The organism is Streptomyces sp. NPDC087901, from assembly GCF_044742205.1.
GTDB lineage: Bacteria > Actinomycetota > Actinomycetes > Streptomycetales > Streptomycetaceae > Streptomyces.
The window spans coordinates 930,363-954,635 of the sequence record NZ_JBIUUC010000001.1 but is presented as its reverse complement, the minus strand read 5'-3'; the positions used below and the strand labels follow the sequence as shown (position 1 = coordinate 954,635).

General features: G+C 68.6%; 21 protein-coding genes and 1 riboswitch. Of the genes, 5 read left to right on the top strand and 16 right to left on the bottom strand.

Annotation, left to right across the window (positions count from 1 at the left end):
• Nucleotides 1–53: 53 nt before the first annotated feature.
• Nucleotides 54–171: riboswitch (SAM riboswitch) on the bottom strand.
• 90 nt (nt 172–261) lie between these two features.
• The 5 genes from trpD to ACIOEW_RS04205 form a co-directional block, all read right to left on the bottom strand.
• Nucleotides 262–1,326 carry an anthranilate phosphoribosyltransferase gene (gene trpD / locus ACIOEW_RS04225; RefSeq protein WP_362555776.1) on the bottom strand — a complete coding sequence of 355 codons (1,065 nt, stop codon included), beginning with the start codon at nt 1,324–1,326 and terminating at the stop codon, nt 262–264.
• A gap of 122 nt (nt 1,327–1,448) precedes the next feature.
• Nucleotides 1,449–3,074 carry a ubiquinol-cytochrome c reductase cytochrome b subunit gene (locus tag ACIOEW_RS04220; RefSeq protein WP_362555774.1) on the bottom strand — a complete coding sequence of 542 codons (1,626 nt, stop codon included), beginning with the start codon at nt 3,072–3,074 and terminating at the stop codon, nt 1,449–1,451.
• Nucleotides 3,071–4,123, bottom strand: a complete 1,053-nt coding sequence (locus ACIOEW_RS04215; protein WP_362555773.1) for a Rieske 2Fe-2S domain-containing protein — start codon at nt 4,121–4,123, stop codon at nt 3,071–3,073. The genes ACIOEW_RS04220 and ACIOEW_RS04215 overlap by 4 nt, the downstream gene beginning before the upstream one ends.
• Nucleotides 4,120–4,929: a c-type cytochrome gene (locus tag ACIOEW_RS04210; protein ID WP_362555771.1), complete on the bottom strand. Its 810-nt coding sequence runs from the start codon at nt 4,927–4,929 to the stop codon at nt 4,120–4,122. The genes ACIOEW_RS04215 and ACIOEW_RS04210 overlap by 4 nt, the downstream gene beginning before the upstream one ends.
• Nucleotides 4,930–4,987: 58 nt before the next feature.
• Nucleotides 4,988–5,608 carry a heme-copper oxidase subunit III gene (locus ACIOEW_RS04205; RefSeq protein WP_164399455.1) on the bottom strand — a complete coding sequence of 207 codons (621 nt, stop codon included), beginning with the start codon at nt 5,606–5,608 and terminating at the stop codon, nt 4,988–4,990.
• A gap of 202 nt (nt 5,609–5,810) precedes the next feature.
• Between ACIOEW_RS04205 and ACIOEW_RS04200 the strand changes: the two genes are divergently transcribed.
• Nucleotides 5,811–6,212 (top strand): hypothetical protein, encoded by a 402-nt coding sequence (locus ACIOEW_RS04200; protein ID WP_148017684.1) that lies wholly within the window; start codon nt 5,811–5,813, stop codon nt 6,210–6,212.
• A gap of 47 nt (nt 6,213–6,259) precedes the next feature.
• On the opposite strand, the gene ACIOEW_RS04195 is transcribed toward ACIOEW_RS04200, so the two are convergent.
• The 4 genes from ACIOEW_RS04195 to coxB form a co-directional block, all read right to left on the bottom strand.
• On the bottom strand, nt 6,260–7,516 hold the full coding sequence (locus tag ACIOEW_RS04195; RefSeq protein ID WP_401961130.1) for an Ig-like domain-containing protein: 1,257 nt from the start codon (nt 7,514–7,516) through the stop codon (nt 6,260–6,262).
• A gap of 122 nt (nt 7,517–7,638) precedes the next feature.
• On the bottom strand, nt 7,639–8,037 hold the full coding sequence (locus ACIOEW_RS04190) for a cytochrome c oxidase subunit 4 (RefSeq protein WP_362555767.1): 399 nt from the start codon (nt 8,035–8,037) through the stop codon (nt 7,639–7,641).
• A complete protein-coding gene (gene ctaD / locus ACIOEW_RS04185) occupies nt 8,034–9,770 on the bottom strand; it encodes a cytochrome c oxidase subunit I (RefSeq protein WP_362555765.1) in 1,737 nt (578 codons plus the stop codon). The genes ACIOEW_RS04190 and ctaD overlap by 4 nt, the downstream gene beginning before the upstream one ends.
• The gene (gene coxB, locus ACIOEW_RS04180; RefSeq protein ID WP_362555763.1) at nt 9,767–10,735 is read right to left on the bottom strand and encodes a cytochrome c oxidase subunit II; all 969 of its coding nucleotides are present in this window, start codon (nt 10,733–10,735) and stop codon (nt 9,767–9,769) included. Before coxB ends, ctaD begins: the two co-directional genes overlap by 4 nt.
• Nucleotides 10,736–11,006: 271 nt before the next feature.
• Between coxB and ACIOEW_RS04175 the strand changes: the two genes are divergently transcribed.
• Nucleotides 11,007–12,404 carry an aminotransferase class V-fold PLP-dependent enzyme gene (locus ACIOEW_RS04175; RefSeq protein WP_362555761.1) on the top strand — a complete coding sequence of 466 codons (1,398 nt, stop codon included), beginning with the start codon at nt 11,007–11,009 and terminating at the stop codon, nt 12,402–12,404.
• Between the two features lie 10 nt (nt 12,405–12,414).
• Here ACIOEW_RS04175 and ACIOEW_RS04170 read toward each other — a convergent pair whose 3' ends face one another.
• Entirely contained in the window at nt 12,415–13,389 is a 975-nt protein-coding gene (locus tag ACIOEW_RS04170) for a carbohydrate kinase family protein (RefSeq protein ID WP_362555759.1), read from the bottom strand.
• Between the two features lie 182 nt (nt 13,390–13,571).
• Here ACIOEW_RS04170 and ACIOEW_RS04165 point away from each other — a divergent pair, with 182 nt between their 5' ends.
• Nucleotides 13,572–13,769 carry a hypothetical protein gene (locus tag ACIOEW_RS04165; RefSeq protein ID WP_362555757.1) on the top strand — a complete coding sequence of 66 codons (198 nt, stop codon included), beginning with the start codon at nt 13,572–13,574 and terminating at the stop codon, nt 13,767–13,769.
• 132 nt (nt 13,770–13,901) lie between these two features.
• The gene (locus tag ACIOEW_RS04160; RefSeq protein WP_401961126.1) at nt 13,902–15,371 is read left to right on the top strand and encodes a hypothetical protein; all 1,470 of its coding nucleotides are present in this window, start codon (nt 13,902–13,904) and stop codon (nt 15,369–15,371) included.
• Nucleotides 15,372–15,457: 86 nt separating this feature from the next.
• On the opposite strand, the gene ACIOEW_RS04155 is transcribed toward ACIOEW_RS04160, so the two are convergent.
• On the bottom strand, nt 15,458–15,814 hold the full coding sequence (locus ACIOEW_RS04155) for an iron-sulfur cluster assembly accessory protein (protein WP_030970782.1): 357 nt from the start codon (nt 15,812–15,814) through the stop codon (nt 15,458–15,460).
• A 223-nt stretch (nt 15,815–16,037) separates the two neighbouring features.
• Between ACIOEW_RS04155 and nadA the strand changes: the two genes are divergently transcribed.
• On the top strand, nt 16,038–17,234 hold the full coding sequence (nadA, locus tag ACIOEW_RS04150; RefSeq protein ID WP_401961124.1) for a quinolinate synthase NadA: 1,197 nt from the start codon (nt 16,038–16,040) through the stop codon (nt 17,232–17,234).
• A 292-nt stretch (nt 17,235–17,526) separates the two neighbouring features.
• Here nadA and ACIOEW_RS04145 read toward each other — a convergent pair whose 3' ends face one another.
• The 5 genes from ACIOEW_RS04145 to ACIOEW_RS04125 all read right to left on the bottom strand — a co-directional run bounded on the left by ACIOEW_RS04145 (nt 17,527) and on the right by ACIOEW_RS04125 (nt 24,041).
• Nucleotides 17,527–20,682 (bottom strand): efflux RND transporter permease subunit, encoded by a 3,156-nt coding sequence (locus tag ACIOEW_RS04145; protein ID WP_401961122.1) that lies wholly within the window; start codon nt 20,680–20,682, stop codon nt 17,527–17,529.
• A gap of 164 nt (nt 20,683–20,846) precedes the next feature.
• A complete protein-coding gene (locus ACIOEW_RS04140) occupies nt 20,847–21,542 on the bottom strand; it encodes a response regulator transcription factor (protein WP_351003503.1) in 696 nt (231 codons plus the stop codon).
• Nucleotides 21,539–22,810 (bottom strand): sensor histidine kinase, encoded by a 1,272-nt coding sequence (locus ACIOEW_RS04135; protein ID WP_401961120.1) that lies wholly within the window; start codon nt 22,808–22,810, stop codon nt 21,539–21,541. The genes ACIOEW_RS04140 and ACIOEW_RS04135 overlap by 4 nt, the downstream gene beginning before the upstream one ends.
• 163 nt (nt 22,811–22,973) lie before the next feature.
• Nucleotides 22,974–23,252, bottom strand: a complete 279-nt coding sequence (locus ACIOEW_RS04130) for a hypothetical protein (protein WP_362555742.1) — start codon at nt 23,250–23,252, stop codon at nt 22,974–22,976.
• A 9-nt stretch (nt 23,253–23,261) separates the two neighbouring features.
• The gene (locus ACIOEW_RS04125) at nt 23,262–24,041 is read right to left on the bottom strand and encodes a PspA/IM30 family protein (protein ID WP_330826684.1); all 780 of its coding nucleotides are present in this window, start codon (nt 24,039–24,041) and stop codon (nt 23,262–23,264) included.
• Between the last annotated feature and the right edge of the window lie 232 nt (nt 24,042–24,273).

Genomic DNA, 24,273 nt, shown 5'->3' with positions numbered 1-24,273 from the left:
AGAGGCTCCCTGAGGACCAGGACCCCACGGGTGGACATCTGACGATGTCGAGGGGTCCGCGCTTGCCGCAGACCTCGCTGCCTGCGGCCTGGTCTTCACCCGGGGCACCCCGCCACGGACGGAGGGTTGCCGGACAGCGGGCCGGGGCCGTAGTCGCTGTCACTCATGACCTGCGCAGCATCTTGCCATACGTGCGAGAACGCGCAAGGCGCAGTCCATGATCTGGACTGCGCCCTGCCTCACACTCCGTACGCCGGCCCCTCAGGCGTTGCTGGCCACGACCCATCTCTCCAGCGCCCGGCCTGCCGCGCCCGAGTCGATGGACTCGGCGGCCTTCGCCATCCCCGCGGTGAGCTGCTCGGTGAGCGTGCCCTCCCCCGGGTCCAGCGCGACGAGCGCCGCCGCCGAGTTGAGCAGGACGGCGTCCCGTACGGGTCCCGTCTCCCCGGCGATCAGCCGGCGGGCCACATCGGCGTTGTACGAGGCGTCGGCGCCCCGCAGCGCCTCCACCGGCACCAGGTCGATGCCGACGTCGCGCGGGTCGAAGGCCTCCTCGCGCACCACGCCGCCCCTGGCGACCCAGACACGGGAGGTCGCGGTGGTGGTCAGCTCGTCCAGGCCGTCGTCGCCGCGGAAGACCAGGGCGGAGTTGCCGCGCTCGGCGAGGACGCCCGCGACGATGGGTGCCATCCGCAGGTCGGCGACGCCGATCGCCTGTGAGCGCACCTTGGCCGGGTTGGTGAGCGGCCCGAGGATGTTGAAGGTGGTCGGTGCGCCGAGCTCCGCCCGGGCCTTGGCCGCATACCTCAGGGCGGGGTGGAACTTCACGGCGAAACAGAACGTGATGCCCGCTTCCTCGGCCACCTCCACCACACGCTGCGGGGACAGCTCCAGATTGACGCCGAGCTTCCCCAGGACGTCGGAGGAACCGCTGGCCGACGACGAGGCGCGGTTGCCGTGCTTGACGACCTTGGCACCGGTCCCCGCCACGACGATCGCCGACATGGTGGAGATGTTGACCGTCTTGGCCATGTCGCCGCCGGTGCCCACGATGTCGACCGTACGGCCGGGTACATGGATGGTCGTGGCGTGCTCGTACATCGCGCGGACCAGGCCGGAGACCTCCGTGACGGTCTCGCCCTTGGCGCGCAGCGCCACCGCGAAGCCGGCGATCTGCACGTCGGTCGCCTCGCCGCTCATGATGCGGTCCATCGCCCAGGCGGTGTCGTCGGCGGTCAGGTCCTGGCCGCGCAGCAGGGGGGTCAGCACGCCGGGCCAGGAACGAGCCGCCACGCTGTCGCCGCCGACCGGGGTCACAACGTTCATGGTCCACTCCTGGGTCCACAGCCGATAAAAGGAACGACACCACCCTATCGAGCCCCTGGGACAGCGAAGAGCCCCGTCCATGCGATGGACGGGGCTCCTGCTGTGGCGATCAGTTCAGGTGATCAGTGGTGGCCGTGGCCGCTGGTGATCTCCTTGTACTCCTCGGCGGTGGGCTTGGCGATCTGGTTGTCCTCGCCGTAAAGCGCCTTGCTGAGCCTGGCCCGCAGCTTCTGCACCGCGGACACCTTGCGCTCGACACCGTTCTCGTCGACCGTCGGGCCGATCTCGACCGGCTTGTACTGCTCGTGCGCGGTGAGCGTGTGCAGCTGCGCCGGTGAGAGCGGCTCGTGGACCTCGACGAACTCACCGTGCGGCAGGCGCTTGATGAGACCGGACTCGCGTCCGTGCAGCACCTTCTCCTTGTCCCGGCGCTGAAGGCCGAGGCAGATCCGCCTGGTCGCGATGAACGCGATGACCGGGCCCACGAAGATGAAGATCCGGACGAACCACGAGATGGCGTTCAGCGACAGGTGGAAGTGCGTGGCCCACAGGTCGTTGCCACCGCCGATGAAGACGATGATGTACTCGGTGATCCAGGCGACGCCGAAGGCCGTACGGGTGGGGGCGTTGCGCGGGCGGTCCAGGATGTGGTGCTCGCGCTTGTCCCCGGTGATCCAGGACTCGATGAACGGGTAGACCGCGATGATCGCGAGCACCAGTCCGAAGGCCATCAGCGGGATGAACACACCCAGGACGAGCGTGTGGCCCCAGAGGTTGATCTCCCAGCCGGGCATCACTCGGATCAGACCCTCGGCGAAGCCCATGTACCAGTCGGGCTGGGCGCCGGTGGACACCTGGTCCGGGCGGTACGGGCCGATGGCCCAGATCGGGTTGATCGAGGCGATGCCCGCGATGACGGCGATGACACCGAAGACCAGGAAGAAGAAGCCTCCGGCCTTCGCCATGTACACCGGCAGCAGCGGCATGCCCACGACGTTCTTGTTGGTCCGTCCGGGACCCGCGAACTGCGTGTGCTTGTGGTAGAAGACCAGGATCAGGTGGGCCACCAGCAAGCCGAGCATGATGCCCGGCAGCAGCAGGATGTGGATCGAGTAGAACCGGGCGACGAAGTCGCCGCCGGGGAACTCCCCGCCGAACAGGAACATCGAGATGTACGTGCCGACGACCGGCGTGGCCAGGATCGCGCCCTGGGTGAAGCGGACACCCGTACCGGACAGCAGGTCGTCCGGGAGCGAGTAGCCGGTGAAGCCGGTGAACATACCGAGCACGAACAGCAGGAAGCCGAACAGCCAGTTGATCTCACGCGGCTTGCGGAACGCACCCGTGAAGAAGACGCGCATCATGTGCACGAACATGCCGGCCAGGAAGATCAGCGCGGCCCAGTGGTGGATCTGCCGGACGAGCAGACCACCGCGGACGTCGAAGCTGATGTCCAGCGTCGAGGCGTAGGCCTCGGACATCCGGATGCCCTGCATGGGCTCGTACGGGCCGTGGTACACGACCTCGTTCATGCTCGGGTGGAAGAACAGCGTCAGGTACACACCCGTGAGGATGATGATGATGAAGCTGTAGAGGCAGATCTCACCGAGCATGAAGGACCAGTGGTCCGGGAAGATCTTGCGCATGTTGGACTTGGCCAGGGAGAAGATCCCGAGCCGGCCGTCCGCCCAGTCGGCCACCCGCTCACCGGCGGGCGCCTTGCGCTTCGTATCGGTCGCAGTACTCATCCGCGCTCCCAGAATGCAGGACCGACGGGCTCTTCGAAGTCACCGAGCGCCTGGAGGTTGCCCTCGCTGTTCACGCCGATCCGCAGCTGCGGAAGAGCGTGACCGGCCGGACCGAAGATGACGCGGGCGCCGTCGGAGAGGTCGAAGGTGGACTGGTGGCACGGGCAGAGCACGTGGTGCGTCTGCTGCTCGTACAGGCTGATCGGGCAGCCCACGTGGGTACAGATCTTCGAGAAGGCCACGATTCCCTCGTGGGCCCACTCACGCTCGCGCTTGTCCTTGATGTTGTCCGGCTCGATGCGGATGATCATCAGCGCGGCCTTGGCGATCTGCACCTGGAAGTCGTGCGCGTCCTCCTCCAGGCCCTCGGGCATGGCGAAGGTCAGCGAACCGACGACGACGTCCTCGGGACGAAGCGGCTCCATCGTGTTCATGTTGATGAGCTGCTTGCCCTCGGCCCACAGGGTCGAGCGGAGCTTCTTCTCCGGCAGCGGACCGAGGTCGCGCAGCAGCACCACACCCGCGAGCGGCACCAGGGCCAGCGCGCCGAACATGGTGTTCCGGATCAGCTTGCGCCGGCCGAGTACGGACTCCTCGGCGCCTGCCGCGAAGTCGGCGAGCACCTTCGCCCTGACCTCGGGCTCGGCCGCGATCGCATGGCGGTCGTCCGCGACCTCCACGTCCGACATCAGGGTGCGCGCCCAGTGGACGGCGCCCGCGCCGATCGCGAAGAGCGCCACGCCCAGGGTCAGGCCCAGGGAGAAGTTGAGCGCGCTCACGTGGCCGAACGGGAAGATGAAAACGATCTTGTCGACCGGGAAGATGACGTAGGAGGCGATGAAGCCGACCGTCGCCAGCATGGACAGCGTGAACATGAACGCGACCGCGCGCTCGGACCGGTTGGCGGCCCGTTCGTCGATGTCCTGGATGCGCGGCCTGTGGGCCGGCAGCCCCGGGTCGGCGAACGGGTCGTCCGCACCCTCTACCGCGCCGTGCGCGGGGACCTGCTCTGCGGGCAGGTTCTCTTCTGGAATCTCTTGGCTACTCATGACTTCTTGGCCTTAGCGGTGTGGGCCGCGACCCAAATGGCAACTGCGATCAGCGAGCCGAGTCCGAAGATCCATGCGAACAGGCCTTCGCTGACCGGACCGAGCCCGCCCAGGCTGAGGCCGCCAGGGCTCGCCGACTCCGAGCTGTTCACTGTCTGGATGTACGCGATGATGTCCTTCTTCTGCTGCTCGGGCATCGTCGAGTCGGGGAACGAAGGCATGCTCTGCGGGCCGGTCTGCATGGCCTCGTAGATGTGCTTCGGGTCCACGCCTTCGAGGCTGGGGGCGTACTTGCCCTTCGTCAGGGCACCGCCCTCGCCGGTGAAGTTGTGGCACTGGGCGCAGTTGGTACGGAACAGGTCGCCGCCCTTGGCCACGTCCGCACCCTCAGGGCTGACCTGGCTCTTGGTCGGGACGATCGGACCGGCGCCGAGCGACGCGACGTATGCCGCGAGCTGGTCGATCTCGGCCTGGGTGTAGATGACCTTCTTCTTCGGCACCTGGGCGCCCGGCTGCTGTGCCGGCATACGGCCCGTGCCGACCTGGAAGTCGACGGCGGCGGAGCCCACGCCGACAAGCTGGGGCCCGTCGGTGGTGCCCTGACCGCCGGTTCCGTGGCAGCTGGCGCAACCGACGGAGTACAGCTTCTTGCCCTCGTCGATGGCGAGGGACTGGGCGGTGTCGTCGGCCTGCGCCCTACTCGCGGGCGCAAACGCGGCGTACAGACCCCCAGTAGCCGCAAGCGCGAGGAGTAGTACGACGACCGCCGCCAACGGATGGCGTCGTCGTGCGGAGAGCTTTTTCACGGATTACCCCGGTGTCAGGATCTTCTGCGTCGATGATGTGGTTCGGGTACGAGCCCGGTTACTTGATCATGTAGATCGTGGCGAACAGGCCGATCCACACGACATCGACGAAGTGCCAGTAATAGGACACGACGATGGCTGCGGTCGCCTGCTCATGGGTGAACCTCTTGGCTGCGTATGTCCTGCCCAGGACGAGCAGGAAGGCGATGAGGCCGCCTGTCACATGCAGACCGTGGAAGCCGGTGGTCAGGTAGAACACCGAGCCGTACGGATCCGAGGACAGCGAGAGGCCGTCCTTCTTCACCAGCTCCGTGTACTCGAAGACCTGGCCTCCGATGAAGATCGAACCCATCACGAAAGTGATCACGAACCAGGCACGGAGCTTCTTCACATCGCCCCGCTCCGCGGCGAAGACGCCGAGCTGGCAGGTGAGTGAGGAGAGCACCAGGATCGTGGTGTTCGTCGCCGAGAACGGGAAGTTCAGGGCGGACGCCATTTCCTTCCAGTGATCTGGTCCGGTCACCGATCGCAGGGTGAAGTACATCGCGAAGAGGGCCGCGAAGAACATCAGCTCGGAACTCAACCAGATGATGGTTCCGACGCTGGTGAGGTTCGGCCGATTGACCGACGGGTGCGCGTGCCCGGTTTCTACTGTCGTTGCTGTCGCCACGACCGACATTATGTCGGTCGCTTATCCCGCCCTCACTCCGGGGGGTGCCGTTCGGTGTGTCAGAGGGGTGTGTCCTCCCCGAACGGCCCATGGATCCGCTGTCCCGGGCGATGCTGACAGGCCATCGGGCGGAGTACGATCCGCGCATCGGACAGCCCTCATGCACCGGGTGCCCCGACAGCCCCGAAGACACAGATGTCACGGAGGAACCATGCAGCCGACCGCCACGGTCCTGGTCTACAGCGACAACGCACACACCCGTGAGCAGGTGAGGCTGGCAGCCGGGCGCAGGCCTGCTGCGGACGTACCGCAGGTGGAGTTCCTGGAGTGCGCCACCCTGCCCGCCGTCCTGGACGCGCTGGACCACGGAGGCGTCGACGTCTGCGTGTTGGACGGCGAGACGGCCCCCGTGGGCGGCATGGGCGTCTGCAGGCAGATCAAGGACGAGATCTTCCGCTGCCCGCCGGTCCTGCTGCTGATGGGCCGCCCCCAGGACGCCTGGCTGGCCACCTGGAGCCGCGCGGACGCCGCGGTGACCCTTCCGGTCGAGCCGGTCGAGTTCGCGGACGCCCTGGCCGCCCTGCTGCGCAGCAGGCTCTCCGTAGGGGCCTGAGGCCCCGCCTTCCTGCCGTGGCTCCGAGGGGCTGCGCACCCCGGCCGTCAGACCGCGGGGCGCAGCCGCGCCGCCCGGACCGTGTCGACGCGGTCCGGCGTGGCGTCGTTGTTCAGCGCGCTGCCCTTCTGCCACTTGGCCCAGGACAGGTTCCAGTCGCCGTAGCCGTTGTCGAAGGGCGTCATGGTCTCGCCCTCGCTGCCGACAACCGTGACGATGTCACCCTCGCGGACGGTGTTGAAGAACCATTCGGCCTCACTGGTGCTCATGCCGGTGCAGCCGTGGCTGACGTTCGCGGACCCCTGTGATCCGGTGGACCACGGGGCCGCGTGCACGTACTCGCCGCTCCAGGTGACCCGCGTCGCGTAGTAGACCGGCAGGTCGTACGAGTCGTCCGAGCCCTCGGCGATGCCGATGGACTCCCCGCGCATACGTACGTAGTACTCCTTGCCCAGCACGACCTTGACGCCGTTGCGGGTGGAGAAGCCGGGCTTGCCTGTGGTCACCGGAATGGTGTTGATCACTTCTCCGTTGCGCTTGACCGTCATGGAGTGCTCCGAGGCGTCGGTGATGGCCTCGATCCGGTCTCCGGTTGTGATCTTCAACGCCTTCGCGGGGGCGCCGTACAGCGCGTTGGTCACCTTGATGCCCGTCAGGCTGCTGCTGACCTCGACGGTGGCGTTCGCCGGCCAGTAGTCCTGCGGCCGGTAGTGCAGCGTCTTGTCGTCGACCCAGTACCAGGAACCGGTCACGGCGGGCGTGGAGCGCACCTTCAGGGCCCGTTCCACGGTGGCGCGGGCGGCTTTGTCGGCGACCGGGGCGCTGAGTACCGCTGTGACGGGCTGTCCGACCCCGTAGGTGCCCGCCTGCGGGCCGAAGGTGACCTTCAGGAACTTCTTTGCCGCTGCGGTCTCGAAGGAGAGCGTACGGCTGCCCGGGGCGCCGTCGTCGTCCTCCATGCTGACCTTGACGGTGTACTGGGTCCCTGCGGCGAGCGGGGCCGTGGAGTGCCAGCGGTGGCCGTCGGCGTCGAGTTCGCCCGCCAGATGGCGTCCTTCGGTGTCCACGGCCGTCACATCGGTGATGCGGCCGTCGTCACCGTCGACGCTGACTTCGAGGGGCTTGTCCGGATCGGCCTTCTCGCCGCCGTCTGGGGCGTTGGAGGAGATCTCGTCCGCCGCGTCGTACGGCTGCGCCGCGAGCGGATGATCGTCGGACTCCCCGCAGGCGGCCGCCCCTGCGACCAGGGTCGCGGCCAGCAGAGCACAGCTCATGACAGGACGGATGCGCGGCGTGTGGTTCATGAACCCACGCTAAGAAGATTCATCCGTTTCAGCGCGCCGGATGACTGCAAACGGGGGGCCCGCACTTCTCGTGGAAGTGCGGGCCCCCCGTCAGGTGGAGCGGTGTCACGGGTGGAGCGGTGTCACTGGGTGCGGTTCTCACCGCGGTAGTACTCGAAGACCCAGCCGAACAGACCGATGAGGAGCATCGGGGCCGAGAAGTAGAGCAGCCACCAGCCGAAGACGACTCCCATGAAGGCGAGCAGGCCCCCGACCGCCAGCGAGAGCGGCTGCCAGCTGTGCGGGGAGAAGAACCCCACCTCGCCGGCCTCGTCCGCCACATCGGCTTCCTTGTTGTCCTGCGCCAGTGCGTCGACCCGCCGGGCCGTGAAGGCCAGGTAGAAGCCGATCATGACGCTCAGGCCGAAGGCCAGGACGAGTGCGGTGGTGCCGACCGGCTCCTTGGACCACACGCCGTACGTGATGGCCATGACGAGGATGAACAGCGCCAGACCGAGGAACATCTTGCCCTGGACCTTCACTTGCCCGCCTCCTTGCCACCGGCGAGGGCCTTGTCACCCTCGGAGAGGTGATCCAGCTGCTCGAGCGCCGTGATCTCGGGGTGGTGCAGGTCGAACGCCGGGGATTCCGAACGGATCCGGGGCAGTGTGAGGAAGTTGTGCCGCGGCGGCGGGCAGGAGGTCGCCCACTCCAGCGAACGGCCGTAGCCCCACGGGTCGTCGACCTCGACCTTCTTGCCGTACTTGGCGGTCTTCCACACGTTGTAGAAGAACGGCAGGATCGACAGGCCGAGCAGGAACGAGGAGATCGTCGAGATCGTGTTCAGCGCGGTGAATCCGTCCGCGGCCAGGTAGTCCGCGTAACGACGCGGCATGCCTTCCGCACCCAGCCAGTGCTGCACCAGGAACGTGCCGTGGAAGCCGATGAACAGCGTCCAGAAGGTGATCTTCCCGAGCCGCTCGTCCAGCATCTTGCCGGTGAACTTCGGCCACCAGAAGTGGAATCCGGAGAACATCGCGAACACCACGGTGCCGAAGACGACGTAGTGGAAGTGCGCGACCACGAAGTACGAGTCCGAGACGTGGAAGTCCATCGGCGGCGAGGCCAGGATGACGCCGGTCAGACCACCGAAGGTGAAGGTGATCAGGAAGCCGACCGCCCAGAGCATCGGTGTCTCGAAGGACAGCGAGCCCTTCCACATCGTGCCGATCCAGTTGAAGAACTTCACCCCGGTGGGCACCGCGATGAGGAACGTCATGAAGGAGAAGAACGGCAGCAGCACACCGCCGGTGACGTACATGTGGTGCGCCCACACCGTCACCGAGAGACCGGCGATCGAGATCGTCGCGGCCACCAGGCCGATGTAACCGAACATCGGCTTGCGACTGAATACGGGGATCACTTCGGAAATGATCCCGAAGAAGGGCAAAGCGATGATGTACACCTCTGGATGGCCGAAGAACCAGAAGAGGTGTTGCCAGAGCAATGCGCCGCCGTTTGACGCGTCGAAGATATGCGCCCCGAATTTTCGGTCCGCCTCCAGCGCGAAGAGCGCCGCCGCCAGCACCGGGAAGGCCAGCAGGACCAGGACACCGGTCAGCAGGACGTTCCAGACGAAGATCGGCATGCGGAACATCGTCATGCCGGGAGCGCGCATGCAGATGATCGTGGTGATGAAGTTGACCGAACCGAGGATCGTGCCGAAGCCGGAGAAGGCCAGACCCATGATCCACATGTCGGCACCGACGCCCGGCGAGCGGACGGCGTCCGACAGCGGGGAGTAGGCGAACCAGCCGAAGTCGGCCGCACCCTGCGGGGTGAGGAAGCCGGCCACCGCGAGGATCGAGCCGAAGAGGTACAGCCAGTACGCGAACATGTTCAGCCGCGGGAACGCCACGTCGGGCGCGCCGATCTGCAACGGCATGATCCAGTTCGCGAATCCGGCGAACAGCGGCGTCGCGAACATCAGCAGCATGATCGTGCCGTGCATCGTGAACGCCTGGTTGAACTGCTCGTTCGACATGATCTGCGTGCCCGGACGGGCCAGCTCGGCGCGCATGAAGAGCGCCATCAGTCCGCCGATGCAGAAGAACGCGAACGATGTGACCAGGTACATCGTGCCGATCGTCTTGTGGTCAGTGGTGGTCAGCCACTTGATGACGACGTTGCCCGGCTGCTTGCGCCGGACCGGCAGCTCGTCCTCGTAGGAGTCGTCTGCTGCCGCGGCACCCTGAGGTTCGTTGAGGATGCTCACAGTTTGTTCGTCTCCGCATTCCTGGCCGGGTCGGTCTGCTCGATACCGGCCGGCAAGTAGCCCGTCTGGCCCTTCTTCGCGAGCTCCTTGAGGTGCGCCTGGTAGCGCTCCGGGGAGACGACCTTGACGTTGAAGAGCATCCGGGAGTGGTCGACGCCGCAGAGCTCGGCGCACTTGCCCATGAAGGTGCCCTCCTGGTTGGGAGTCACCTCGAAGGCGTTGGTGTGGCCCGGGATGACGTCCTGCTTCATGAGGAACGGCACCACCCAGAAGGAGTGGATGACGTCACGCGAAGTCAGGATGAAGCGGACCTTCTCACCCTTGGGCAGCCACAGGGTCGGACCGGGGTTGCCGTTCTGCGGGTTCCGGTCTCCCGGGATGCCGGCGTCGTAGACGCCGTCCGCAGCCTTGGGGAACTGGTCGCGGAACCTGTCCGGGATGGCGTCGAGCTCCTTGGGGATCTCGTTGCCCGTGGCGGCGGAGCCGTCCACGTTCTCGATGTAGTTGAAGCCCCAGCTCCACTGGTAGCCGACCACGTTGATGGTGTGGGCCGGCTTCGCAGAGAGCGAAAGGAGCTTCGTCTCGTCTCGCGCGGTGAAGTAGAACAACACCGAGACGATGATCAGAGGGACCACGGTGTACAGCGCCTCGATGGGCATGTTGTACCGGGTCTGCGGAGGTACCTCCACCTTGGTGCGGCTGCGCCGGTGGAAGATGACGCTCCAGATGATCAGTCCCCAGACAAGGACACCCGTGGCGAGCGCTGCCGCCCACGAGCCCTGCCAGAGGGAAAGGATCCGAGGAGCCTCTTCCGTTACCGGTGTGGGCATACCGAGGCGGGGAAAATCCTGCCAGTTGTATGAACAACCGGAGGCCGTCGCCAGGACCAGGCCCGCAGTCAGCACCTGCGGCAGCTTCCGCCGCATCGGGCGCCGCGACAAGCGGTCGGAGCCGTTGGGACTCACGTAGCGCCTTCCCGAGAGTCTCGCCCGCACGGTCGGCGCGCCCGTCTCGCTGGTCGGTCGCCGGCCCTGACGCGGGCAGGGGTTTGGATGTTTATGCGGACCAAACCCTACTGGACGCTATTTGGGGTCGCGCGGGGAGGGTGCCCAACGCGCCGCCCGACTCCCCGAAGGGGTGGAATCCGGGGCTCCGGCCGCCATCTGACGCCTCCTCTCCCCACCGTCCGGGCGGCCGGGTCCCGGGCCGCACCCGTGGCCGGGCTAGCGTGGTCGGGTGCCCTACTTCGACGCCGCGTCCGCCGCCCCCCTCCATCCCGTCGCCCGCCAGGCGCTGCTTGCCGCACTGGACGAGGGCTGGGCCGACCCGGCCCGTCTCCACCGCGAGGGACGGCGCGCCCGGATGCTGCTGGACGCGGCCCGGGAGGCGGCCGCGGAGGCCGCCGGCTGCCGTCCCGACGAACTGACGTTCACCTCGTCGGGCACGCGGGCGGTCCATTCCGGTATTTCCGGAGCCCTCGCGGGGCGTCGGCGTGTCGGCCGCCATCTGGTGGTGTCGGCGGTCGAACATTCGTCGGTCCTCCATTCGGCCGCCACCCACGAGAGCGGGGGCGGCTCGTTCACCGAGGTCCCGGTGGACGGCACGGGCGCGGTGAATCCGCAGGCCTACGCGAGCGCGCTGCGCGAGGACACCGCACTGGCCTGTCTGCAGTCCGCCAACCACGAGGTGGGTACCGAGCAGCCGGTGTCCGAGGTGGCCGAGCTCTGCCGGGCCGCGGGGGTGCCGCTGCTGGTGGACGCCGCCCAGTCACTGGGGTGGGGGCCGGTACCGGCCGGCTGGTCGCTGCTGACGGCGAGCGCCCACAAGTGGGGCGGTCCAGCCGGTGTCGGGCTCCTCGCGGTGCGCAAGGGTGTGCGGTTCGCGGCCCAAGGCCCCACGGACGAACGGGAGTCGGGGCGGGCCGCCGGCTTCGAGGACATCCCGGCGATCGTGGCCGCGGCGGCGTCCCTGCGGGCGGTGCGGGCGGAGGCGGCCGCGGAGTCGCTGCGGCTGCGGGCCCTGGTCGACCGGATCCGGGCCCGGGTGCCGGAGCTGGTGCCCGATGTGGAGGTGGTCGGCGATCCGGTGCGACGACTGCCGCATCTGGTCACCTTCTCCTGTCTCTTTGTCGACGGAGAGACCCTGCTCCATGAGCTGGACCGGTCCGGCTTCTCCGTATCGTCCGGTTCGTCCTGCACGAGCAGCACCCTGACACCGAGCCATGTGCTCAAGGCGATGGGGGTGCTCTCGGAGGGCAATGTGCGGGTCTCGCTGCCGGCGGGCACGTCGGACGAGGACGTCGACCGCTTCCTGGAGGTGCTGCCCCCGGCGGTGGCGGGTGTGCGGGAGAAGCTCGGCGCCCCTGCCGCGGCCGCCCCCGCAGCGGCGGCCCCCTCCCCCGCCACGGCGCCCTCGCTGGTCGTCGACGCGCTCGGGAGGCGCTGCCCGATTCCGGTGATCGAGCTCGCAAAGGTGATCGGGGAGGTACCGGTGGGCGGAACGGTGACGGTCCTGTCAGACGACGAGGCGGCCCGCCTCGACATCCCGGCCTGGTGTGCGATGCGCGAGCAGGAGTACGTGGGTGAGGAGCCGGCGGACCGGGGCTCGGCCTACGTGGTCCGCCGGCTCTCCTGACCAGAAGGGCTCAGGCGAGGTGCGTGCGCACCTCGGCCGCGGCCTCGTGGCCGTACGCCTTCGTGAAGCGGTCCATGAAGTGGTTGCGGTGCAGGGTGTACTCCTGGGTACCGACCGTCTCGATGACCAGGGTGGCGAGCATGCAGCCGACCTGGGCGGCCCGCTCCAGGCCGACGCCCCAGGCGAGACCGGAGAGGAATCCGGCCCGGAAGGCGTCGCCCACACCGGTCGGGTCGGCCTTGGTCTCCTCCTCGGGGCAGCCGACCTCGATCGGCTCCTCGCCGACGCGCTCGATCCGCACGCCCCGGGCGCCGAGGGTGGTGACCCGGTGGCCGACCTTGGCGAGGATCTCGGCGTCGGTCCAGCCGGTCTTGGACTCGATGAGCCCCTTCTCGTACTCGTTGGAGAAGAGGTACGTGGCGCCGTCGAGCAGGATGCGGATCTCCTCGCCGTCCATCCGCGCGATCTGCTGCGAGAAGTCCGCGGCGAACGGAATCCCGCGCGTGCGGCACTCCTCGGTGTGGCGGAGCATCCCCTCGGGGTCGTCGGCGCCGATGGAGACGAGGTCGAGGCCGCCCACACGGTCGGCGACGGCCTTCAGCTCGATCAGCCGGGCCTCGCTCATGGCACCCGTGTAGAAGGAGCCGATCTGGTTGTGGTCGGAGTCTGTCGTACAGACGAAGCGGGCGGTGTGCAGGACCTCGGAGATCCGCACCGATCCGGTGTCGACGCCGTGGCGGTCGAGCCAGGCGCGGTACTCGTCGAAGTCGGAGCCCGCCGCCCCGACCAGGATCGGGCTGGTGCCGAGCAGGCCCATGCCGAAGCAGATGTTGGCGGCGACACCTCCGCGGCGCACGTCCAGGTTGTCGACCAGGAAGGAGAGCGAGACCGTGTGCAGCTGATCGGCGACCAGTTGGTCGGCGAATCGGCCGGGGAAGGTCATGAGGTGGTCAGTGGCGATGGAGCCGGTGACTGCGATACGCACGGGGAGACTGCTCCTACGGAGGTCGAGGGAAACGATGTCTGCGTTCCCGGGGCGACGTGACAGGTGAGAGCGCCCGAAAATCAGGCCCCCTCACGCTACCGGTTCCCGCAATCAGGCGAAGGGGAAAAACTACCCGATAGTAGGGCTTTCCTCCTGAGCCAGGGGGTGCCTACGGTGCGGATATGTCGAACAACATCGCCCCGGGCGAGTCCGAGACCGGTCTGGCCGAGCTGCGCGGAGACTGCGCACTGATGGCTCCGCACTGGGTGGTACCCACAAAGACCGCAGCCACCCCGGTGGCGCCCTCCCTGATTCACGGCGTGACCGTGCCGCCCGCCTCGGCCCGGCTGATCGACTCGATGGCGGAGTACGGCGACTGACCGGCCGGGCTCCTCGTCGCAACGGCCGCCCCAGGAGGGAACCGTGTGCGCCCGCGCCCCGTCCCAACGGTGTCCGCACCAGCGGGACGGGCCCATACCGGGCCCCGGCGTACGAGGCGAAGGAGCGAACCGGTGAGCACCGAGCGACCCGACAACGATGTGACCGGCCCCCGGCGGCGCTCTCCGCTCGCCGTGGCCTCGGTGGCGGCGGCCGTACTCCTGGCCGGTGGCGGCGGCGCGTACTGGGCCGCGACCGCGGCCGACGGCGGCGGCAAGGACAGCGCAGCCGACGGCTCCGGCAGCACTCCCCCACTTCTCTCACTCGACGAACGGGCCGGCGGACCGGCCACACCCTCCCCCAGGCCCTCGGCCCCGACGGAGGGCATCGCGCCGGGCGAGCCCGATCCGCATGGCGGCCGGGTGGTCTACCGCGCGTCCGGCGCCCTGCCGGACGGCCCGGACAAGGCGGCCGTCCAGCGTGCCGAAGGGGCCGTTTCGGCGTCCGAGGTGGCCCGCCTGGCCAAGGCGCTGGGCGCGCAGGGCACCCCGCGGGCCGAGGGCACGTCCTGGAAGGTGGGCTCGGACGGGGATGGCTCGGGACCGGTACTGCGGGTGACCAAACAGGCGCCCGGGACCTGGACGTTCGCCCGCTACGGTTCCGGCGGCACGGACAACTGTGAGAGCGAGACGGTCTGTTCGAGCAAGCACGTGGCACCGGGCGGATCGGGTACACCGGTGAGCGAGAAGGCCGCGAAGGCCGCCGCGGTGCCGGTGTTGAAGGCGGTCGGCCAGGACGACGCCGCCCTCGACGCAGGCCAGTTGATGGGCTCGGTCCGGGTGGTGAACGCCGACCCGGTGGTGGGCGGACTGCCGACGTACGGCTGGGCGACCGGGATCCAGGTGGGCCCCGAGGGTGACGTGGTCGGCGGCAGCGGGCAGTTGAAGGGCCTGGAGAAGGGCGCCGACTACCCGGTGATCGGCGCGGTGGACGCACTGAAGCAGCTGAACGCCGCGCAGCCGCCGAGCGGCCGGAAGACCGGCGACTGCGCCACGCCCGCACCGCTGGAGGGCGGCGAGAAGTCCTCCGGCATGAGCTGCGGCAAGCGGACCGGTGCGGAGCCGGCCACGACGACGGTGACGGTCGACAAGGCGGTCTTCGGCCTGGCGGCCCGCTACGTGGACGGGAAGCAGCTGCTCGTGCCGTCCTGGATCTTCACGGTCCGGCCGGGCACGGGCGGCGGTACGGGCGCCACCGTCACCCAGGTCGCGGTGGATCCGGAGTACCTGACGAAGGACGCCCCCTCGGAGAAGACCCCGGACAGCGGCGGGACGACGGAGTCCGGGGGCACGATCCAGTCGTACAGCGCCGACGGACGGACTCTCTCGGTGACGTTCTGGGGCGGCGTCTGCAGTACGTACGCGGCGAGCGCGAGCGAGGACGGCTCCACCGTGCGGGTGTCCGTGACGGAGTCGAAGCCGGAGAAGGGGAAGGTCTGCATCATGATCGCCAAGGAGCTGACCCGTACGGTCACGCTGGACCAGCCGCTGGGCGAGCGGAACGTGGTCGACGCGGCATCGGGCACCGTGGTGCCGCGCGGCTGACGCACCCGCGCACACGTACGGCGGCGGCCCCGGGATCGGAATCCCGGGGCCGCCGCCGTACCGCCGCTACCGTGCGTCCTTCGCGTTTAGCTGAAGGAGTCGCCGCAGGCGCAGGAACCCGTGGCGTTCGGGTTGTCGATCGTGAAGCCCTGCTTCTCGATGGTGTCCACGAAGTCGACGGAGGCGCCGCCCAGGTACGGGGCACTCATCCGGTCGGTGACGACCTTGACGCCGTCGAAGTCCTTCACGACATCGCCGTCCAGCGAACGCTCGTCGAAGAAGAGCTGGTAACGCAGGCCCGAGCAGCCGCCGGGCTGGACGGCGACGCGCAGCGCCAGGTCGTCGCGGCCTTCCTGCTCCAACAGGCCCTTGACCTTGGCTGCGGCGGCGTCCGACAGGAGGATGCCGTCGCTCACGGTGGTGGTCTCGTCCGATACGGACATCTGCTTCTCTCCCGGGTTGTACGGAGACTGCTTGCCGACGTTGCAACCGTCGGGACCGCGGATTCATTCCGGGCCGAGCGCTTGCCTGTTCCATTCATGCTCGCACACCGGCCCCGCAGGCGGATGCGTCACATCGACGCTATCGGCATCGTCAAAGTGACGTGAAGCGGATATGATAGATAACGTCAATTAGACGAAAAGGCTCCCCCGCAGAGAAGAAAGGGTGCGTGACGTGACCACGGCCCACCCCGTCCAGGAACTCGATGTCCAGCCGACGCCCCTCGCCCTGCTCCTGCTCGGCCGCGACGCCGACCCCAAGAGCGAGCGCGGCGTCGAATGCCCCGGTGACCTGCCCTCCCCGTCCGACCCGGACCTGGTGGAGCGCGCCCGCGCGGCCAAGGAGAAGCTGGGTGAGAAGGTCTTCGTCCTGGGGCACCACTACCAGCGCGACGAGGTCATCCAGTTCGCGGATGTGACCGGCGACTCGTTCAAGCTCGCCCGGGACGCGGCGGCCCGGCCGGAGGCCGAGTACATCGTCTTCTGCGGCGTGCACTTCATGGCGGAGTCCGCGGACATCCTGACCACCGACGACCAGAAGGTCGTACTGCCGGACCTCGCGGCGGGCTGTTCGATGGCCGACATGGCCACCGCCGAACAGGTCGCCGAGTGCTGGGACGTACTGACCGAGGCCGGTGTCGCCGACCAGGTCGTGCCCGTCTCGTACATGAACTCCTCCGCGGACATCAAGGCATTCACCGGCCACCACGGCGGCACGATCTGCACCTCGTCGAACGCGAAGCGCGCCCTGGAGTGGGCCTTCGAGCAGGGCCAGAAGGTGCTGTTCCTCCCCGACCAGCACCTGGGGCGCAACACGGCCGTACGGGACATGGGGATGGCCCTGGAGGACTGCGTCCTCTACAACCCGCACAAGCCCAACGGCGGCCTGACCGCCGAGGAGCTGCGCAACGCGAAGATGATCCTGTGGCGCGGGCACTGCTCGGTGCACGGGCGCTTCTCGGTGGAGTCCGTCAACGACGTGCGGGCGCGCATACCCGGCGTCAACGTGCTGGTGCACCCGGAGTGCAAGCACGAGGTCGTCGCGGCCGCGGACTACGTCGGCTCGACGGAGTACATCATCAAGGCCCTGGAGGCGGCCCCGGCCGGCTCGAAGTGGGCGATCGGCACCGAACTGAACCTGGTGCGTCGCCTGGCCAACCGTTTCGCGGCCGAGGACAAGGAGATCGTCTTCCTCGACAAGACGGTCTGCTTCTGCTCGACGATGAACCGGATCGACCTGCCGCACCTGGTGTGGACGCTGGAGTCGCTGGCCGAGGGGAACCTGGTCAACCGGATCGAGGTCGACCCGGAGACGGAGAAGTACGCCAAGCTCGCGCTGGAGCGGATGCTGGCGCTGCCGTAGGGGTCTGCCTCGCGGACCTGACCGGACACGGCCGCATGTGTCCGTCCTGGCATCGAGGTGCCCCTCCCGTACAAACGCCCCGTACCCACGCCTGCTGTCCTCACAGTGCGCGGGTGCGGGGGAACGGGCCGGCAGTTGCGCAAGTCCGGGTTTCCTCGCTCTCCGCAGGCGTGACGGCGTCCGCCTGCCGCGCACCCCGGCTCACCGCGATGCGCGAGGCGTCACGGCGGGAAACGCGAGAGGCCTGTCCCACGCACTGGCGTGGGACAGGCCTCTCGTCGTACCGGGCAGGTCAGGCCTTCGCGGGCTCCGGCTCCTCGGAGGAGGTCTCCTCCGAGGCGGCCGGGGCCGGGACGCCGGCCTTCTTGGCACGCTTCGCGGCCTTCTTCTTCGCGCGGCGCTCCTTGAAGAGCTCCACCATCGCGTACAGCGTCGGCACCAGGAGCAGCGTCAGCAGCGTCGAGCTGACCAGACCGCCGATGACCACGACGGCCAGCGGCTGCGAGATGAACCCACCCTCGCCGGTGACGCCGAGCGCCATCGGGAGGAGGGCGAAGATCGTCGCCAGGGCCGTCATCAGGATCGGGCGGAGCCGGTGACGGCCGCCTTCGACGATTGCCTCGACGACGCCCATGCCCTGGGCGCGGTACTGGTTGATCAGGTCGATCAGCACGATCGCGTTGGTCACCACGATGCCGATCAGCATGAGCATGCCGATCATCGCGGGGACGCCCATCGGGGTGTCGGTGACGATGAGCAGACCGATGGCGCCCGTCGCCGCGAACGGGATGGAGACCAGCAGGATCAGCGGCTGGATGAGCGACCGGAAGGTGGCGACCAGCAGCATGAAGACGATCGCGATGGCCGCCAGCATGGCCAGGCCCAGCTTCATGAACGCGTCGTCCTGGTCCTGGGAGACACCGCCGATGGTGGCGGTGGCGCCGTCCGAGAGGTCCAGGGCGTTGATCTTCGTCTGGAGCGAGGCGCTGACCGCACCGGTGTTGTCACCGGTGGGCTTGGCTGTGATCGTCGCGGCCCGCTGGCCGTCGATCCGCGTCATGGAGACCGGTCCGGGGACCAGCTTCACTTCGGCGATCGAGCCGAGCTTGACCGCTCCCAGCGGAAGGTTCTTCAGCTCTTCCATCGTGGTGGCCGGGTGGGCCGACTTGATGACGACGTCACGCTCGGTGTCGTCCATGATCGCCTTGCCGGACGGGGTGCCCTGCACGGCGCCGGCGACGGCCGCGCCCAGCGTGGCCTGGTTGTAACCGGCGTCGGCGGCCTTGCCGTTGGCCTTGACCGAGATACGCGGGACGCTCTGCGCCAGGTCGCTCTGGACGTCGGTGACGTCCTTGAGCTTCGCGACCTCGGCGCGCACCTCCTGGGAGGCCTTCTTCAGGGTGTCCGCGTCGGCGGCCTTGACCACGACGCTCAGGTCCTGGCTGCCGAAGCCGTCGCCCGCTGCGATGGTGGTGTCCCCGATGCCGTCGAGCTTGCCCAGTGCCTCGTCGATGCGGTCCTGGGTGGCGTCGTAGTCGGCGGAGTCCTTCAGGGTGACCTGGTAGGAGGCCTGATTGGCTCCCGTGCCGCCGCCGAAGGCAGCCATGAAGCCGGATGATCCGACGGTGACCTGGTAGTCCTTGACGCCCTTGTCACCGGCGAGGACCTTCTCGACCTTCTTGGCCGCCTCGTCGGCGGCCGCCAGACTGGTGCCCGGGGTGAGCTCCTGCTTGATGGACAGGACTTCCTGCTCGCCCTGGTCGAAGAAGTTCGTCTTCAGCAGCGGGACCATGCCGAACGTGCCGAACAGCACGGCGACGGCGATGACGATGCTGGTGATGCGGCGACGGGTGGCGAAGCGGAGCACCGGGACGTAGATCCGCTGGAGCCTGCTGCGGGCTTCCTTCTCCTCGGCCTCACGGCGGGCCTTGTCCGGGTCCTCGGCACTGCCCTTGGGGGCGCGCAGGAACCAGTACGACAGAACGGGGACGACGGTCAGCGAGACCAGCAGGGAGGCCAGCAGGGCCGCGGTGACGGTCAGCGAGAACGAGCCGAAGAGCTGGCCGACCATGCCGCCGACCAGGCCGATCGGCAGGAAGACGGCGACCGTGGTGAGGGTCGAGGCGGTGACCGCGCCGGCCACTTCCTTCACCGCGGTGGTGATCGCGGACTGGCGCTCCTCGCCGTAGCCGAGGTGGCGCTTGATGTTTTCCAGAACGACGATCGAGTCGTCGACGACCCGGCCGATCGCGATGGTCAGCGCGCCCAGGGTGAGCATGTTGAGCGACAGGTCACGGGTCCAGAGCACGATCAGTGCGAGGACCACGGAGAGCGGGATGGAGACCGCGGTGACCAGGGTCGAACGGAGCGAGGCCAGGAAGACCAGGATCACGATGACCGCGAAGAGCAGGCCGAGCGCTCCCTCGGTGGTCAGGCCCGAGATCGCCTTGGAGACGGCGGGGCCCTGGTCGGAGACGACCGTCAGCTCGGCGCCGGCGCCCAGGTCCTTGCGCAGGTCGGGGAGCTTGTCCTTGACGGCGTCCGAGATGGCGACGGCGCTGCCGTCCTTGTCCATCGTCGCCATGACGGCGAGGCTCGGCTTGCCGTTCGTACGGGTGATGGAGACCGCGGTGGACGGCTCCTGCTTCACCGTCGCGATGTCACCGAGCCGGACCGGCTTCCCGGGCTTGCCCGTCGCCGGCTTCTGCCCGGTGACCCGCAGGTCCTCGAACTGCTGCAGGGTGGTGAAAGTGCCGCCGACCTGGACGGTGCGGCTCTTGCCCGCTTCGGAGAAGGAACCCGCCGGGACGGTCGCGCCGCCGGCCTTGAGCGCTTCGGCGAGCGATGTCGCGTTCAGTCCGGCCGCCGCGAGCTTCGCGTCGTCGGGGGTGATGGAGACCTGAAGGTCCTGAACACCGTCGACGGTGACCTGGCCGACGCCGTCGATGTCCTCCAGCGCGGGGACGACGGTGCGGTCCAGCTGGTCGGCGAGCGCCTGCTGGTCCTTGTCGGAGGTGACTGCGAGGACGACGGTCGGGATGTCGTCGGTCGAGCCGGCGATGACCTGCGGGTCCACATCGTCGGGCAGCTGGATGCGGGCGCGGTTCACCGCCTGCTGGATGTCCGCGACGAGCTGCTTGGTGCCCTCGTCGCCGAAGTCGAACGTCGCCATGATGACGGCGTTGCCCTCGCTGGCGGTCGAGGTCATGCCGGTGACGCCGTCGACGGTCTTGATCGAATTCTCGAGCGGTTCGACGACCTGCTTCTCGACCACATCGGGGGACGCGCCCTGGTAGGGGGCGAGCACCGACACCATCGGAAGTTCGATGGTGGGCAGCAGCTGCTGCTTGAGCTGCGGGATCGCAATCGCTCCGAATACGAGCGCGACGATCGAGATCAGCCCGATCAGGGCCCTTTGCGCGAGGCTGAATCTGGACAGCCAGGACATGGGTGGGTCTCTCTTCTGTGGCTTACGCGGCAGGTGGGCGGGTGACTCGGGGACAGACCCGGCCCATCTATACGATCGCCCACGCCCGGGACCGAATGCGTCGGTCCCAGGTCGCTTTCCTTATGCCGCGCATACCGCAGGTGGAGTACGCCGCCGCTGCACCCTCACTCCACCCGTGGGCGCACCAGGCCCGATTCGTACGCGATTACCACCAATTGGGCCCGGTCCCGTGCCCCCAGCTTCGCCATCGCCCTGTTCACATGGGTCTTGACGGTGAGGGGGCTGACCACGAGCCGCTCGGCGATCTCGTCGTTGGACAGCCCGCCCGCCACGAGCACCAGCACTTCGCGCTCCCGGGTGGTCAGGGCCTCAAGACGTGCGGAGTACTCCGCGGCTCCCGGCCCGCCTTCGCCCGAACTGCCGCCCTGCGCAAGGAACGTGGCGATCAGTCCCTTGGTCGCGGCGGGCGACAGCAGCGCCTCGCCGCCCGCGGCGATCCGGATGGCGTTGAGGAGTTCCTCCGGTTCCGCCCCTTTTCCGAGGAAGCCCGAGGCGCCTGCCCGCAGTGACTGCACCACGTACTCGTCCACCTCGAAGGTGGTGAGCATGACCACGCGCACGTCCGCGAGTTCCGGGTCGGCGCTGATCATCCGGGTCGCGGTGAGCCCGTCCGTACCGGGCATCCGGATGTCCATCAGCACCACGTCGGCGCGCGTCGACCGGGCCAGTTCCACGGCCTGCGCCCCGTCCGCCGCCTCGCCGACCACCTGCATGTCGGGCTCCGAGTCGACCAGGACACGGAACGCGCTGCGCAGCAGCGCCTGGTCGTCGACGAGCAGGACCTTGATGGCCGATGTCATGCGTGCTCCCCCGTCCGGCCCGCCGCACCCGGCTGATCCGGCTCCCGCACACGGACCTTGAGGGGCAGGATCGCATGGACGCGGAAGCCTCCGCCGTAACGGGGGCCGGCGGTGAGGGTGCCGCCCAGAGCGGTGACGCGTTCCCGCATGCCGAGGAGGCCGTGGCCGCCGCCGACGATGTCGCCGCCTGCGCGGCCGGCCGTTCCGCGCCCGTTGTCCAGGACCATGACCTCGGCCGTGGCCCCGACACGTACGACGCTGACCTCGGCCTTCGCCCCGGGGCCCGCGTGCTTGCGCACATTGGTGAGCGCCTCCTGGATCACCCGGTACGCGGCCAGGTCCACCGCGGCGGGCAGCGGCGGGCCCTCCTTCGCCGCGCAGGCCACCTCGACGGGCAGCCCCGCCTGCCGCAAGGTCTTCACGAGCTCGTCGAGGACGGCAAGGCCTGGGGCGGGTTCGGTCGGCGCCGTCGGATCGCCGGACTGGCGCAGCAGCCCCACGGTGGCCCGCAGTTCGTTGAGCGCGGACCGGCTCGCCTCCCGGACGTGGGCGAGCGCCTCCTTGGCCTGGTCGGGGCGCCTGTCCATGACGTGGGCCGCGACTCCGGCCTGCACGTTGACCAGGGCGATGTGGTGGGCGACGACATCATGCAGGTCACGGGCGATCCGCAGCCGCTCCTCCGCCACCCGGCGCCGGGCCTCCTCCTCACGGGTCCGCTCGGCGCGTTCGGCGCGCTCCCTGATCGCGTCGACGAACGCCCGCCGGGAGCGGACCGCGTCCCCCGCCGCGCCCGCCATCCCGGTCCAGGCGAAGATCCCGAGATTCTCCTGGCTGTACCAGGGAGCCGAGCCGAAGAACATCGCGGCCGCGGTGAGCACGGCCATGGTGAGCAGCCCGACCCGCCACGTCGTCGGCCGGTCGGTGCGGGCGGCGACGGTGTAGAGCGCGATGACGGTGCTCATCACCACGGGGGCCGGCGGATCCGCCGTCACCAGCTCGACGACGGCCAGCACTCCGGTGGCGGCGAGAACGGCCATCGGCCGGCGACGCCGCCAGACCAGGGCGAGGGCGCCCAGCGCCATCAGGAACACGCTGCCCACCGCGGGCGCGCGGGTGCCGAAGGTGGGTCCGTGGTGGGCGCCCGGATCGGCGAACGATCCGACGACCATGGCCACGTACACGGCCAGGGCGAGCGCGCCGTCCAGTGCGAGGGGATGGTCGCGCAGCCAGTTCCGGATGCGCAGAACCCCGGTTCCGAGGGTGGTCACGTCAAGCTACGTTACGGCGTGTCGCGCGGAAACCGGTGCGCGCGACCGGAGAAGCGGTACGGACAGCGGGGCACCCGTCGCCCTGCGCGCACAGCGCTGTGCCCCGTGACCGGCCGGGGCCGGTCACGGGGCACGGTGGTGCGGGTGCTGGAGCTGCCGGTTGTCAGCCGGGGATCAGACCGTCGTCGCTGAGCATGGCGCGGACCTCTTCGAGGGTCGCGTCGGGCGACGGCAGGATCAGTTCGGACGGCTCCAAGGAGTCGTCCGGCAAGGGTGTGCCGAGTTCGCGCACCCTTGCGAGGAGCGCGTGGAGCGTGGAGCGAAAGCCGGGGCCGTCGCCACTCTCCATTTCGGCGAGCAGTTCGTTGTCGAGCTTGTTGAGCTCGGCGAGATGACTGTCGGCCAGAACCGCCTGGCCCTCCCCCATGATCCGTACGATCATGACGCTGCCTTAATTCTTGTCGAACTTGTGCGGGGACCTGTCCTGCTGCTGCGCGGCATCCTGCGGGCCGCCCTCGATGGCCTGCTTCGAGGTGGAGCCGCCGGCCAGTTCGGCCTTCATGCGCTGCAGCTCCAGCTCCACATCCGTACCACCGGAGATCCGGTCCAGCTCGGCGGTGAGGTCGTCCTTCGCCGTGCCGGTCGGGTCGTCCAGGGCGCCGGAGGCGAGCAGCTCGTCGATCGCGCCCGCGCGCGCCTGCATCTGCTGGGTCTTGTCCTCGGCCCGCTGGATGGCCAGGCCGACGTCGCCCATCTCCTCGGAGATGCCGGAGAAGGCCTCTCCGATCCGGGTCTGCGCCTGGGCTGCCGTGTAGGTGGCCTTGATCGTCTCCTTCTTCGTACGGAAGGCGTCGACCTTGGCCTGCAGCCGCTGGGCCGCGAGAGTGAGCTTCTCCTCCTCGCCCTGCAGCGTGGTGTGCTGCGTCTCCAGGTCGGTGACCTGCTGCTGAAGAGCCGCGCGGCGGGACAGCGCCTCGCGGGCCAGGTCCTCGCGGCCGAGCGCGAGCGCCTTGCGGCCCTGGTCCTCCAGCTTGGACGTCTGGCCCTGCAGCTGGTTCAGCTGCAGCTCCAGGCGCTTGCGCGACGTCGCCACATCGGCGACACCGCGACGCACCTTCTGAAGCAGCTCCAGCTGCTTCTGGTACGAGTAATCGAGGGTCTCGCGCGGATCCTCGGCCCGGTCAAGGGCCTTGTTTGCCTTCGCGCGGAAGATCATCCCCATACGCTTCATGACACCGCTCATGGGCTTCGCGCGCCCCCTTCTGACTCAACCGGTATCCAGCACTCCAACAGAACCCACAGTACGGGCCCTGCCTCTATTACCGCACTGTTCGAGCAACGATGGGGTCCTCCCCAAGGACGACTGCCCCGGTGACCGCTCCGGCCCAGGGAGTAGGTGACGGTCAGGGAAACCGGTGGTGACGCCCGTATCGTCCCGCTCGGACACCAGCAAGGACGCAGGC